This is a genomic window from Gemmobacter aquatilis (assembly GCF_900110025.1).
Lineage (GTDB): Bacteria > Pseudomonadota > Alphaproteobacteria > Rhodobacterales > Rhodobacteraceae > Gemmobacter > Gemmobacter aquatilis.
This window is the reverse complement of the sequence record NZ_FOCE01000002.1, coordinates 155,707-168,736: the sequence shown is the minus strand read 5'-3', so window position 1 is coordinate 168,736 and position 13,030 is coordinate 155,707. Positions and strand designations below refer to the sequence as shown.

General features: G+C 64.2%; 14 protein-coding genes. 6 read left to right on the top strand and 8 right to left on the bottom strand.

Annotated features, from left to right (window positions below; genetic code table 11):
• Window positions 1-2: 2 nt before the first annotated feature.
• The 3 genes from BMX43_RS04605 to BMX43_RS04595 form a co-directional block, all read right to left on the bottom strand.
• On the bottom strand, window positions 3-1,034 hold the full coding sequence (locus BMX43_RS04605) for an enoyl-CoA hydratase/isomerase family protein (protein WP_091297693.1): 1,032 nt from the start codon (window positions 1,032-1,034) through the stop codon (window positions 3-5).
• A complete protein-coding gene (locus tag BMX43_RS04600) occupies window positions 1,031-2,176 on the bottom strand; it encodes an acyl-CoA dehydrogenase family protein (RefSeq protein ID WP_091297690.1) in 1,146 nt (381 codons plus the stop codon). Before BMX43_RS04600 ends, BMX43_RS04605 begins: the two co-directional genes overlap by 4 nt.
• Before the next feature lie 265 nt (window positions 2,177-2,441).
• Window positions 2,442-3,941, bottom strand: a complete 1,500-nt coding sequence (locus BMX43_RS04595) for a CoA-acylating methylmalonate-semialdehyde dehydrogenase (protein ID WP_091297688.1) — start codon at window positions 3,939-3,941, stop codon at window positions 2,442-2,444.
• 96 nt (window positions 3,942-4,037) lie between these two features.
• Between BMX43_RS04595 and BMX43_RS04590 the strand changes: the two genes are divergently transcribed.
• From BMX43_RS04590 to coaD, 3 genes are all read left to right on the top strand, one after another.
• A complete protein-coding gene (locus BMX43_RS04590) occupies window positions 4,038-4,925 on the top strand; it encodes a LysR family transcriptional regulator (RefSeq protein WP_091297684.1) in 888 nt (295 codons plus the stop codon).
• Window positions 4,926-4,982: 57 nt separating this feature from the next.
• Entirely contained in the window at window positions 4,983-5,417 is a 435-nt protein-coding gene (locus BMX43_RS04585; protein WP_091298973.1) for a CBS domain-containing protein, read from the top strand.
• Between the two features lie 103 nt (window positions 5,418-5,520).
• Entirely contained in the window at window positions 5,521-6,012 is a 492-nt protein-coding gene (gene coaD / locus BMX43_RS04580) for a pantetheine-phosphate adenylyltransferase (protein WP_091297681.1), read from the top strand.
• Between the two features lie 14 nt (window positions 6,013-6,026).
• Here the strand turns inward: coaD and BMX43_RS19975 are convergent, their stop codons facing one another.
• From BMX43_RS19975 to gap (BMX43_RS04560), 4 genes are all read right to left on the bottom strand, one after another.
• On the bottom strand, window positions 6,027-6,194 hold the full coding sequence (locus BMX43_RS19975; RefSeq protein ID WP_217643932.1) for a hypothetical protein: 168 nt from the start codon (window positions 6,192-6,194) through the stop codon (window positions 6,027-6,029).
• A gap of 192 nt (window positions 6,195-6,386) precedes the next feature.
• On the bottom strand, window positions 6,387-7,388 hold the full coding sequence (gap, locus tag BMX43_RS04570; protein ID WP_091297673.1) for a type I glyceraldehyde-3-phosphate dehydrogenase: 1,002 nt from the start codon (window positions 7,386-7,388) through the stop codon (window positions 6,387-6,389).
• A 104-nt stretch (window positions 7,389-7,492) separates the two neighbouring features.
• On the bottom strand, window positions 7,493-7,636 hold the full coding sequence (locus BMX43_RS19740; RefSeq protein ID WP_091297668.1) for a hypothetical protein: 144 nt from the start codon (window positions 7,634-7,636) through the stop codon (window positions 7,493-7,495).
• A 10-nt stretch (window positions 7,637-7,646) separates the two neighbouring features.
• The gene (gene gap, locus BMX43_RS04560) at window positions 7,647-8,651 is read right to left on the bottom strand and encodes a type I glyceraldehyde-3-phosphate dehydrogenase (protein ID WP_091297665.1); all 1,005 of its coding nucleotides are present in this window, start codon (window positions 8,649-8,651) and stop codon (window positions 7,647-7,649) included.
• 203 nt (window positions 8,652-8,854) lie between these two features.
• Here gap (BMX43_RS04560) and BMX43_RS04555 point away from each other — a divergent pair, with 203 nt between their 5' ends.
• Entirely contained in the window at window positions 8,855-9,826 is a 972-nt protein-coding gene (locus tag BMX43_RS04555; RefSeq protein WP_091297662.1) for a DUF808 domain-containing protein, read from the top strand.
• 91 nt (window positions 9,827-9,917) lie between these two features.
• Here BMX43_RS04555 and tkt read toward each other — a convergent pair whose 3' ends face one another.
• Window positions 9,918-11,933: a transketolase gene (gene tkt / locus BMX43_RS04550; RefSeq protein ID WP_091297658.1), complete on the bottom strand. Its 2,016-nt coding sequence runs from the start codon at window positions 11,931-11,933 to the stop codon at window positions 9,918-9,920.
• A gap of 213 nt (window positions 11,934-12,146) precedes the next feature.
• On the opposite strand from tkt, the gene BMX43_RS04545 reads away from it, so the two are divergent.
• A complete protein-coding gene (locus BMX43_RS04545) occupies window positions 12,147-12,659 on the top strand; it encodes a hypothetical protein (RefSeq protein ID WP_091297655.1) in 513 nt (170 codons plus the stop codon).
• A complete protein-coding gene (locus tag BMX43_RS04540) occupies window positions 12,652-13,023 on the top strand; it encodes a cell division protein ZapA (protein ID WP_091297651.1) in 372 nt (123 codons plus the stop codon). The genes BMX43_RS04545 and BMX43_RS04540 overlap by 8 nt, the downstream gene beginning before the upstream one ends.
• Window positions 13,024-13,030 lie beyond the last annotated feature (7 nt).

Genomic DNA, 13,030 nt, shown 5'->3' with positions numbered 1-13,030 from the left:
TGTTACTCCGTAAAGGTCAGGGTGTCGGCGCCCAGCGGCGCCAGAAGGTGGTCGATCTCGGCCTGCGGCACGGCGGCGGCAGAGGCATGGCGCCAGCGCGGCTTGCGATCCTTGTCGATGATCATGGCGCGGATGCCTTCGAGGAAATCCGTCTGGGCCTGCGCGCGGAAGGTGATGCGGTATTCCCGTTCCAGTGCTGCGCGCAGATCCGGCGCGGGGCCGTGTTGGGCCAGCAGTGCCAGGGTGAGAGCTGCGGCGAGGGGCGAGACCTTGGACAGGGCTTTCAGCGTGTCGCGGGCGAAATCGCTGTCGTCGGCGGACAGCGAGGCCAGCACCAGCGGCAGGCGGGGTTCGGCGAAATGCCGGTCGATCTGTGGTTGCAGGGCGGGCAGGCGGGCCGGGGGCGGCGCCTTGGCGGCAATGCTGGCGGTGTCGCCCGTGGCGCAAAGCTGCGCGATCAGGGCGGGCCAGTCGGATTCGGGCAGGTAGAGATCGGCAAACCCGGCATAGATCGCATCGCCCGGCCCCATCCGCGTGCCGGTGGTGCCCAGCCAGGCCCCCAGCTTGCCCGGCGCCCGCGCCAGCAGGGCCGAGCCGCCGACATCGGGCACCAAGCCGATGGCACATTCGGGCATCGCCACCTGTGCCGTGTCGCCGACGATGCGGTGGCTGGCATGGCAGGCGACGCCTACGCCGCCGCCCATGCAGAAGCCCTGAATGAAGGCGACGACGGGTTTGGGATAAGACGCAATCCGGGCGTTCATCCGGTATTCGTCACGCCAGAATTCCTGCCCATGGGCGTGGTTGCCCGCCGTGCCTTCGGCGTAAAGCCGGGCAATGTCACCGCCCGCGCAGAAGGCCCGGTCGCCCGCCGCGTCGATCACGATCAACGCCACCTCCGGGTCGTCGCGCCAGGCGATCAGCGCGGCATCCAGCGCCAGACACATCGGATAGCTGAGCGCGTTCAGCGCCTCGGGCCGGTTGAGGGTGATGTGCCCGGCGCGGCCCTGTTTGCGGATGTCGATATCGCTCATGCCTTCCCCTCGATCAGACCGCGCGCGACGATCAGGCGCATGATCTCGTTGGTGCCTTCCAGGATCTGGTGCACGCGCAGATCGCGCACGATCTTTTCGATGCCGTAATCGGCCAGATAGCCATAGCCGCCATGCAGTTGCAGGCATTGGTTGGCCACGTCAAAGGCGGCATCGGTGACGTAAAGCTTGGCCATGGCGCAGAATTTGGTGGCGTCGGGGGCCTTGGCGTCCAGCTTCCATGCCGCCTGCCGCAGGAAGGTGCGGGCGGATTGCAGTTTCACCTCCAGCTCGGCCAGACGGAATTGCAGCGCCTGAAATTGGTCGAGCGATTTGCCGAAGGCCTTGCGTTCCGCCATGTAGCCCAGCGTTGCGTCAAACGCCGCCTGCGCGCCGCCAAGCGCCGAGGCGGCGATGTTCAGCCGCCCGCCATCCAGCCCCGCCATGGCATAGGCAAAGCCGCGGCCTTCCTCGCCCAGCAGGTTGTCGGACGGGATCGCGCAATCATCCATCTGCACCTGCCGGGTGGGTTGGGCGCGCCAGCCCATCTTGTCTTCCAGCCCGCCGAAGCTGAGCCCCGGTGTGCCCGCCTCGATCACATAGGCCGAAATGCCGCGCGGGCCGTCGGCGCCGCTGCGCGCCATCACGATATAGGCATCGGAATAGCCGCCGCCGGAAATGAAGGCCTTGGTGCCGGTCAGCACCCAGCCCTCATCGGTGCGGCTGGCCTTGGTGCGCAAAGATGCGGCATCCGATCCCGACCCCGGTTCGGTCAGGCAGTAGGAGAACACGTTGTCCATGCTGCACAGTTTGGGCAGCAGGCGGGCTTTCATCTCGGGCGCGGCGAATTTGTCGATCATGCCGCCGCACATGTTGTGGATCGACAGGAACGAGCCGACCGAGGGGCAGGCCATGGCCAGCGCCTCGAACACCAGTGTGGCATCAAGCCGCGACAGGCCCGAGCCGCCGAAGTCTTCGCTGACATAGACGCCGCCAAGACCAAGCTCGGCCACCTTGGGCCAAAGCGCGCGGGGAATCGTGCCCTCGGCCTCCCACTGGCGGGCGTGGGGGGCGATATGTTCCTGTCCAAACGCCTGTGCCATATCGAAAATGGCTTGCTGTTCCTCGGACAAAGCGAAATCCATCCCGAGCCCTCCCTTGCTGGAATTGAACGTGTGTTTATTTTTCGAGTGTTGCGAGAGTTTTGCAAGAGGCGGTCTTGCAGGGCAAATTTCGCGGGCCGGGGGCGGCTGTTGGGCTGCCGCAGGGGGGTATCGCCCCGTTGGGGCGATACAGGGGAAATCTTGGCCGACGGTGCGGGCCCTCGGCTTGTGCCTCGGGCCTGATTTGCTGAAAACGCTCCACCGGAGCGTTTTCGCAGGGGGCCGCAGGGCGGCCCCCTGCCGCAAATCAGTCCATCTGCTTGAAGTTCAGCGCGGCGCCTTCCTTGATGCCCGAGGGCCAGCGCGAGGTGATGGTCTTGGTGCGGGTGTAGAAGCGGAACGAATCCGGCCCGTGCTGGTTCAGGTCGCCGAAGGACGATTTCTTCCAGCCGCCGAAGGTGTGATAGGCCAGCGGCACCGGGATCGGCACGTTGATGCCGATCATGCCGACATTGATCCGGTTGGCGAAATCGCGCGCCGTGTCACCATCGCGGGTGTAGATCGCGGTGCCGTTGCCATATTCGTGGTCCATGGCATAGCCCAGCGCCTGCTCGTAGGTTTCGCAGCGCACGGTGGACAGGACCGGCCCGAAGATCTCTTTCTTGTAGATGTCCATGTCGGTGGTCACATGGTCGAACAGATGCGGGCCGACGAAGAAACCGTCCTCATAGCCCTGCAGGTGGAAATCGCGGCCATCGACCACCAGTTTCGCACCCTGCGCCACGCCCGATTCGACCAGCTTCAGGATATTGGCCTTGGCTGCAGCGGTAACGACCGGGCCGTAATCCACGTCATTGCCAGCGGTATAGGGGCCGACCTTCAGCTTTTCGATGCGCGGGATCAGCTTTTCGATCAGCGCATCGGCGGTTTTCTGGCCGACCGGCAGCGCGACCGAAATCGCCATGCAGCGTTCGCCCGCAGCGCCGTAACCGGCCCCCACCAGCGCATCCGCCGCCTGATCCAGATCGGCATCGGGCATGATGATCATGTGGTTCTTGGCGCCGCCGAAGCACTGCACGCGCTTGCCGTTGGAGCAGCCACGGCCATAGATGTATTCGGCAATCGGGGTGGAGCCCACGAAACCGATGCCGGAAATCATCGGGTTATCCAGGATCGCATCGACCGATTCCTTGTCGCCGTTGATCACTTGCAGCACGCCATCGGGCAGGCCTGCTTCCTGCATCAGCGCGGCCAGCATCATCGGCACGGTCGGTGCGCGTTCCGAGGGTTTGAGGATGAAGGCGTTGCCGCAGGCCAGTGCCGGGCCCATTTTCCACATCGGGATCATGGCCGGGAAGTTGAAGGGCGTGATGCCCGCTGCCACGCCGATCGGCTGGCGCATGGAATACATGTCGATGCCCGGACCGGCGCTGTCGGTGAATTCACCTTTCAGCAGATGCGGCGCGCCGATGCAGAATTCGATCACTTCCAGCCCGCGCTGGATGTCGCCCTTGGCATCGGGGATGGTCTTGCCATGTTCCGACGACAGCGCTTCGGCCAGCTTGTCCATGTCGCGGTTCAGCAGGCGCACCATTTCCATCATCACGCGCGCCCGGCGCTGCGGGTTGGTGGCGCCCCATTTCACCTGTGCCGCTGCGGCATCAGCGGTGGCGGCATCCAGTTCGGCCTTGGAGGCCAGCGCCACGCGCGCCTGCACTTCGCCGGTGGCAGGGTTGAAGACATCGGCGAAGCGGCCCGAAGTGCCGCTTACAACCTTGCCGTTGATCCAGTGTCCGATCTCTTTCATGGGGTCCCCCTCGATTTGCTGAGCGGACAATAGGCTTGCATTTTCGCGGCTAACAGCAGCAAGTTTCCAAAAGCGTTTTGCAAAAATGAGGGTGCGATGGATTGGGACGACCTGCGCCTGTTTCTGGCCGTGGTGCGCCATGACAGCCTGTCAGGCGCGGGCAAGGTGCTGCGGCTGGACCCGGCGACGGTGGGGCGGCGTATCGCGCGGCTGGAAGAGGCCCTTGGCGCGCGGCTGTTTGCCAAGAGCCCGCAGGGCTATGCGCTGACCGAGGCGGGGGGGCGTATCCTGACCCATGCCGAACGGGCGGAACAGGCGATGGTCGGCGCGGTGGAGGAGTTGCGCGGCGCGCAGGGGCTTTCGGGCCAGATCCGCATCGGCGCGCCGGATGGTTGCGCGAATTACCTGCTGCCGCAGGTTCTGGCGGCGATCTGCGACGAGAATCCGGGGCTGGAGGTGCAGATCATCGCCTTGCCGCGGGTCTTCAACCTGTCGAAGCGCGAGGCGGATATGGCGGTGGCGGTGTCGCGGCCGGAAACCGGGCGGCTGTCGGTGCAGAAGCTGACGGATTACCGGCTGAGCCTTGCCGCCTCGCGCGGGTATCTGGCGCGGCATGAGGCGATCCGCGCGCCCGAGGATCTGCTGGCGCATCGGGTGGTGGGCTATATCCCCGACATGATCTTTGACAAGGAACTGGATTATCTGGGGCAGTTGGGCGCGCAGACGGTGCCGCTGGCCTCCAATTCCGTCTCGGTGCAGCTCAATTGGCTGCGCCATGGGGCCGGGGTGGGGGTGGTGCATGATTTTGCGCTGCCCGCCGCGCCGGAATTGCAACGCATCATCCCCGAGCAGGTCAGCCTGACGCGCAGCTTCTGGTTGATTCGCCATGCCGATGACGGGCGGGTGGAGCGGCTGAGCCGTTTTGCCGCACTGCTGGTGCAGGGGGTTCGCAAAGAAGTCTTGCGTCTGGAGGCGAGCGCTTGACATAAAATTTCGCAAGAGCAACGCTGTGGTTGCCGGAATATGAATGAGGAGGAGCCGATGCTTGTTTCGCAGATTTTGAAATCCAAGGCCGATGACGGTGTGGTCACCGTCACCCCTGAAATGAGCGTGGCTGAGGTGGCGCATGTGCTTTCGATGCGGCGCATCGGGGCGGTGGTCGTATCATCCGATGGCAAGCATGTTGCGGGGATTCTGTCGGAACGCGACGTGGTGCGCGAATTGGGCAAGCGCGGGCCGTCCTGTCTGACCGATCCGGCAAGCGCGCTGATGACGGCGAAAATCGTCAGTTGCAAGCGCGAGGACAGCACCCATGATCTGCTGCAGAAGATGACCGACGGGCGCTTTCGTCACATGCCGGTGATGGATGGCGACGAGATGGTCGGGCTGATCTCCATCGGGGACGTGGTGAAAGCGCGGCTGATGGAGCTGGCCGCCGAGAAGGACGCGCTGGAAGGCATGATCAAGGGCTTCTGATCGGTCGGGGTGCCCGACTGATTGCTGCGGCGCGGCGCTTTCGCACTTGCAAAGCGCCGCGCAATATTGTTGCGTGTTTCCGATTGCATGAGAGGGGGGACCCATGCGCATCGGTCTGTATCCGGGAACGTTCGACCCGATCACCCTGGGGCATGTTGATATCATTCAGCGGGCGATCCAGCTGGTGGATCGGCTGGTCATCGGCGTGGCGATCAACCGCGACAAGGGGCCGCTGTTCAGCCTGGAAGAGCGGGTGGCGATGGTCGAGGATGAATGTGCCAAGATCACCGCAGCCTGTGGTGGCGAGATCGTGGTTCACCCGTTTGAAAACCTGCTGATCGATTGCGCGCGCGACGTGGGGGCCAATGTCATCGTGCGCGGGCTGCGGGCGGTGGCGGATTTCGAATATGAATTCCAGATGGTTGGCATGAACCGCGCGCTGGATTCCAGCATCGAGACGGTGTTTCTGATGGCCGATGCGCGGCGGCAGGCGATTGCCTCGAAACTGGTGAAGGAAATCGCGCGGCTGGGGGGGGATGTGTCGAAATTCGTCACCCCGCCGGTGGCAGAGGCGCTGAAGGTCAAATACGCCTGACGCCGGGGCGCGCGTCAGGCGCGCCCGTAGACTGCCTCATGGGCGATGCGATGGGCGTCGCCGGGGAAGATCCCCAGGTCCAGCGCCACATCCAGCGGCATCCGCGCAATCTCGTCACGGGTGCGCACATAGCGCGCATGGTTGCGGGCGGCGCTTTGCAGTTTTTCGATCAGGTTCAGCATTGTCGTATCCTTTCCACTTCCGCGTGGTGTCGTGGCGGGCCGGATGCCTGCCACCCGATACAGATGGGCGGAAATGGTGGCGCTAACAAGGTTGTGGGGCGCATTGCCGCGATGCAGCAACTGCATGGCTGGCGGCAAAGCAAAAGGGCGCCCGAAAGCGCCCTTGCCGGTTCTGTCGGAATTACCCGCGGATCAGATCAGCTTGCCCATCGCCACGGCGGTATCGGCCATGCGGTTCGAGAAGCCCCATTCATTGTCATACCAGCTGAGGATCGCCACCATCGTGCCATCCATCACCTTGGTCTGATCCATGTGGAAGACCGAGGAATGGGGGTCGTGGTTGAAATCCGACGAGACGTTCTTGAACTCGGTATAGCCGAGGATGCCTTTCAGCGGCCCCTCTGCCGCCGCCTTGATCGCGGCATTCACCTCTTCGACGCTGGTCGCGCGCTTGGCGATGAATTTCAGATCCACCACCGACACATTCGGCGTCGGCACGCGGATGGCGAAGCCGTCCAACTTGCCCTTCAGTTCCGGCAGCACCAGACCCACGGCCTTGGCGGCACCGGTGGAGGTGGGGATCATGCTGAGCGCCGCCGCGCGGCCGCGATAGAGATCCTTGTGCATCGTGTCCAGCGTCGGCTGGTCGCCGGTATAGGAGTGGATGGTGGTCATCATCCCCTTTTCGATGCCGATCACATCGTTCAGCACCTTGGCCACCGGCGACAGGCAGTTGGTGGTGCAGGAGGCGTTCGACACGATCAGGTCGGCGCTGGTCAGCGTGTCATGGTTCACGCCGTAGACGATGGTCTTGTCGGCGCCTTCGCCGGGGGCGGAAATCAGCACGCGCTTCGCGCCGTTTTCCAGATGCGCCAGGCATTTTTCCTTGGAGGTGAAGATGCCGGTGCATTCCATCACCACATCGACATCCGCCCAGGGCAGATCGGCAGGGTTGCGCAGCGCCGTGACGCGGATCGGGCCGCGGCCCACGTCGATCCAGTCTTCGCCGGTGGTCACCGTGGCGGGAAAGCGGCCATGCACCGAATCGAAGCGCAACAGGTGGGCATTGGTTTCCACCGGGCCCAGATCGTTGATCGCCACGACCTCGATATCGGTGCGGCCCGATTCGACGATGGCGCGCAGCACATTGCGCCCGATACGACCGAAGCCGTTGATTGCCACTTTGACGGACATGGTAGCCTCCTTACCCATGGGCAAACGCGCCGGCGAATCTCCGGTGCATTGATAGCGCTAACATGAGCGGATCGGCGCAAAGATCAACCGGAAGTTCGGCCCACTCAGCGCCAGAATGCCAGATATTCTGTCAGATCGGCAATTTTCTTGGCAATAAACAGCAAAATGCCCCCGCCATTGGCGAGGACATCCAACGCGGCCAGTGCCACGATCAACAGTCCGAGGACGAGAGCGATGCGGTCGGTCACGACCCCTCCGTTACTGGAGGAGCCGCCCCATTGCACCCGCCACGTCGGCCATGCGGCAGGAGAAGCCCCATTCGTTGTCATACCAGGCCAGCACGCGGACGGTGCGACCGCCGACGACCTTGGTCTGGTCGGGGGCGAAGATAGACGAATGCGGCGTGTGATTGAAGTCGATCGAGACTTTCGGTTCCGGGTCATAGGCCAGAACCATGCCCATGTAACCGGCGGCAGCCTCGCGCACGATTTCGTTCACGTCATGGACGGTGACATCCTTGGACGCGACGAAGGTCAGATCGACGGCAGAGACATTCGGGGTGGGCACGCGGATGGCGGACCCGTCGAGCTTGCCCTTCAGTTCCGGCAGCACCTCGCCAATCGCCTTGGCGGCGCCGGTGGAGGTGGGGATCATCGCCATGGCAGCGGCGCGGGCGCGATACAGATCCTTGTGGCGGCGGTCCAGCGTCGGCTGGTCGCCGGTGTAGGAATGGATCGTGGTCATGATACCCGATTCGATTCCGATGGCATCGTTCAGCACCTTGGCCAGCGGTGCCAGGCAGTTGGTGGTGCAGGACCCGTTGGAGACGACCAGATGTTCGGCGGTCAGCGCGCGGTGGTTGACGCCATAGACGATGGTCTTGTCGGCATTCTTGGCCGGAGCCGAGACCAGCACGCGCTTGGCGCCACGGCCCAGGTGAACAGCCGCCTTGTCCCGGTCGTTGAACTTGCCGGTGCATTCCAGCACCACATCCACGCCTTCCCAATCCAGCTCGTCGGGGTTGTAGGTGGACATCACGCGCATCGGGCCACGGCCCAGATCCAGCGTGTTGCCTTCAACCTTCACGAGGCCGGGGAAGCGGCCATGAACCGAGTCGTATTTCAGCAGGTGGGCATTGGTCTCGATCGGGCCGGTGGCGTTGATCGCCACCACCTGAACGTCGTTGCGCGCAGATTCGGCGATGTGAGCCAGAGTGCAGCGCCCGATGCGGCCGAAGCCATTGATCCCGATGGTGATGGTCATCCCTGAGGTCTCCGTCCTGTCAGCCCGCGTCAATGGCCTTGCCTATACCTTGGGCAGACGATATCGCAAAGTCAAAATTCGCATAAAATTCATTGTGTTAGCGCAAACTTCCCGTGTTTTCGCTAACAGGGGCGTGCGATGGGCATGTTTTCGCCGCAGGGTGCATGGCATAAGCTGCGGGCGAACTTCAAGGGGATCAGGACATGAGCGGATTGCTGGCGCTGCTGGATGATGTGGCGGCGATTGCCAAGGTGGCGGCGGCTTCGGTCGATGATATTGCGGCGGCGGCAGGAAAGGCGGGGGCAAAAGCGGCGGGTGTCGTGATTGACGATGCGGCGGTGACGCCCAAATATGTGCATGGATTTTCCGCCAAGCGCGAATTGCCGATGATCTGGAAGATCACCAAGGGCAGCCTGCGCAACAAGCTGATGATCCTGCTGCCGGGCTTGCTGGCGCTGAACGCGCTGGCGCCGTGGCTGATCACGCCGCTGTTGATGATCGGCGGGGCCTATCTGTGTTTCGAGGGGGCCGAGAAGGTGTTCCACATGCTGGCCCCGCATGGCGACGAAGTGGTGGAGGCGGATTTCGACACCAAAGACCCGGCGCATCTGGAAGAAGAAAAGGTAGCGGGGGCGATCAAGACCGATTTCATCCTGTCGGCCGAGATCATGACGATTGCGTTGGCGACGATTCCCGAAGGTTCGCTGGTGATGGAGGCGATCACCCTGGCGGTGGTGGGGGTGATGATCACCGTGGCGGTTTATGGCGCGGTGGCGCTGATCGTGAAGATGGACGATGTCGGTCTGCATCTGGCGGCCACGGCGCGCACCGGCGCGCTGCGCGGCCTCGGGCGCGGGCTGGTGGTGGCGATGCCCAAGCTGATGGCGCTGCTGTCCGCAGTAGGCACGCTGGCGATGCTATGGGTGGGTGGGTCCATCGTGCTGCATGGCTTTGCCGAACTGCATCTGTGGGAATTCGGTCATGTGATCGAAGTTTGGGCGGAACGGACCGGGGCGCTGTTGCCTGCGGCGCAGGGGCTGGTGGTCTGGACGGTGAAGGCGACGCTGGACGGGGTGTTCGGGCTGGTGCTGGGGCTGGCGCTGATCCCGCTGGCGACGCGGGTGATCGGGCCTGCCGTCGCGGCGCTGACCGGCAAGAAATCGGCAGCGCATTGACCCAAAGCGAAAGGCCGCGCTGATGCGCGGCCTTTGCAGATTGCGGGGGCGAATTTTCTGCGAAAATTCGGACTGCACTCAGATCCGGCGCTCAGATCAGAGCCTTGGCCTGGGCGACGGCGTTTTCAGCCGTGATGCCGAATTCCTTGTACAGCCGATCCGCCGGGGCCGAGGCGCCGAAGCCGGTCATGCCGATGAAGGCCGCCTTGCTTTCCTTGCCACGCTCGCCCAGCAGCCAGCGATCCCAGCCCATCTGCACGCCCGCCTCGATGGCGACGCGGGCCGGACCGGCGGGCAGCACCTTCTTGCGATAGGCTTCGTCCTGCTGCGCGAACAGCTCCATGCAGGGCATCGAGACGACGCGGGTGCCGATGCCTTCGGCCTCCAGCATCTCGCGCGCCTTCATGGCGATTTCCACCTCGGAGCCCGTGGCGATCAGGATGACCTGACGTTTCCCGGTCGCCTCGGCCAGAACATAGGCGCCGCGGGCGGAGAGGTTCTGGTTGGTATGGGTCAGGCGCACGGGGGCCAGATTCTGGCGGCTGAGCGCCAGCACCGACGGCGTGGTCTTGCTGGACAGCGCCAGTTCCCAGGCCTCGGCCACCTCGACCAGATCGGCCGGGCGGAAGACATGGGTGTTGGGCGTGGCGCGCGAGATGGCCAGATGTTCCACCGGCTGGTGGGTCGGGCCGTCTTCGCCAAGGCCGATGCTGTCATGGGTCATCACATAGACCACCGGCACCTGCATCAGCGCCGACAGGCGCATCGACGGGCGGGCGTAATCGGTGAAGCACATGAAGGTGCCCGAATAGGGCCGCACGCCGCCATGCAGCGCCATGCCGTTCATCGCCGCCGCCATGCCATGTTCGCGGATGCCCCAGAACACATAGCGGCCCTTGCGGTTGATCGGATCGAACACGCCCAGATCGGCGGTCTTGGTGTTGTTCGAGCCGGTCAGGTCAGCCGAGCCGCCGATGGTTTCCCCCATCACCGGGTTGACAGCCGTCAACACCACTTCCGAGGCGGAGCGGGTGGCGAGTTTCTTCGGCGCGTCAACGGCGGCCTTCTTCACGCCACGGATCACCGAGGCGAGTTTGGCGGGGGCATCCCCGGCGAAGATGCGGGCGAATTCGGCCTGTTTGCCAGCGGGCAGGGTTGCCAGACGGGCCTCCCATGCGGCGCGGGTGGCGGCACCCCGGGCACCGATGGCCTCCCATGCGGCTTTCACATCGGCGGGGATGTCGAACGGGCCGTTTTCCCAGCCATAGGCGGCGCGGGTGTCGGCGATCAACTGCTTGTCGGTCAGCGCGCCATGGCCTTTCGACGTGTCCTGCGCCGAAGATCCCAGCGCGATATGCGTCTTGCAGGCGATCATTGCCGGTCGGGGCGAGGCCTTGGCGGCGGTGATTGCCGCGTCGATGGCGACCGGATCATGGCCGTCACATTCGAACACATCCCAGCCGGAAGCGGCGAAACGGGCCTTCTGGTCGGTCACGTCCGACAGTTCGACCTTGCCGTCGATGGTGATGCCGTTGTTGTCCCACAGCACGATCAGGCGCGACAGCTGGTGCTTGCCGGCGATGCCGATGGCCTCTTGGCTGACCCCTTCCATCAGGCAGCCGTCGCCGGCGATGACATAGGTGTAATGGTCCATCACCTTGGCGCCCCAGCGAGCGCGCAGGCTTTCTTCGGCCATGGCAAAGCCCACGGCGTTGGAAATGCCCTGACCCAGCGGGCCGGTGGTGGTTTCGACACCTTCCAGATGGCCATATTCCGGGTGACCGGCGGTGCGGGCACCCCATTGGCGGAAGTTCTTCAGCTCTTCCAGCGTGGCCTGCGCATAGCCGGTCAGGTGCAGCAGGCTGTAGATCAGCATCGAGCCATGGCCCGCCGACAGGATGAACCGATCCCGGTTCGGCCAGAGCGGGGCAGTGGGATCGAAGTTCAGGTGCTTTTCAAACAGCACGGTGGCCACATCGGCCATGCCCATCGGCATACCGGAATGGCCGGAGTTCGCGGCGGCCACGGCATCAAGCGTGAGCACACGAATGGCGCAGGCTTTCTTCCAGTGGTCAGGGTGCTGGGCGCGCAGGCTGGCGATATCCAAGGCGGTATTCCTCAAGATGTGACGGCGTTGGCTGGGTCCATACCAGCCCCGGCGCCAAGATCAAGCACGGCATTGGCGATACGCGGCGGAAAAACGGACCGATTGGGGGCACATTCCCGACAATCTTTGCGTTAAGATCGTGAAAACACGGTCCCGTTACGATTCGTCCCGATGGGGCGGGGCCCAAGGGAAGAACCGAAGAAGGCAGAGAGCATGAGCGATTTGGCAGAGCTGGAGCGGCGCATCACGGCAGCCTTGGCGCGGATCGGCGCCGGGCTGGACGCGCTGAGCACCGCTGAGGCGGCACCGCCGCAGGCCGGGGTGGCAGAGGGAGAACAGGCGGCGGAGATTGCCGCGCTGCAATCCGCACTGGAGGCCGAGCGCGCCATTAATGCCCAGTTGAACGAGCGGCTGCGCGCAGTGAAGGAGCGGGACGGCGAAGAAGGCGCGAAGCTGCAGGCGCGGCTGGAGCAGCTGACCCGCCAGCTTGACGTGCAGGGGCTGGAATTGCAGCGGATGCGCAAGAGCACGATCCAGCTGCGCGAAAGCCTGCGACAGTTGCGCGAACAGAAACAGGGCGAAGTGGAGGCGCATCTTCTCAACAAGGCCATGCTGGCCGAGCTGGAGGCGCTGCGTGCCGCCCGTTCGTCCGAAGTGGCGGAGTTGGACGAGATCCTGGCCGAACTGACCCCGATCCTTGCAGGAACGGAGAAGACGGATGCCTGAGGTCGAAATTATGATTGGCGGGCGCGGGTTCCAGGTGGTCTGCCAGGCGGGGGAAGAGCATTTTCTTCATTCCGCCGCCAAGATGCTGGATCAGGAGGCGCAACCGATCCTCGCCCAGATGGGGCGTCTGCCCGAGGGGCGGATGCTGCTGATGGCAGGGCTGATGCTGGCCGACAAGACGGCGGCGGTGGAGGACGAGTTGCGTCTGCTGCAAGCCCGCGTGGCCGAGCTGGAGGCGCGCCCTGTGCCCGAGCCGCTGCGCATCGAGGTGCCGGTGATCCCACCGCAGGTGGGCGAAACGCTGGCCGAGATCGCCGCCCGGGCCGAAGCCCTGGCACAGAAGGTCGAAGAGCGGCTGGCCTGACGCGGGG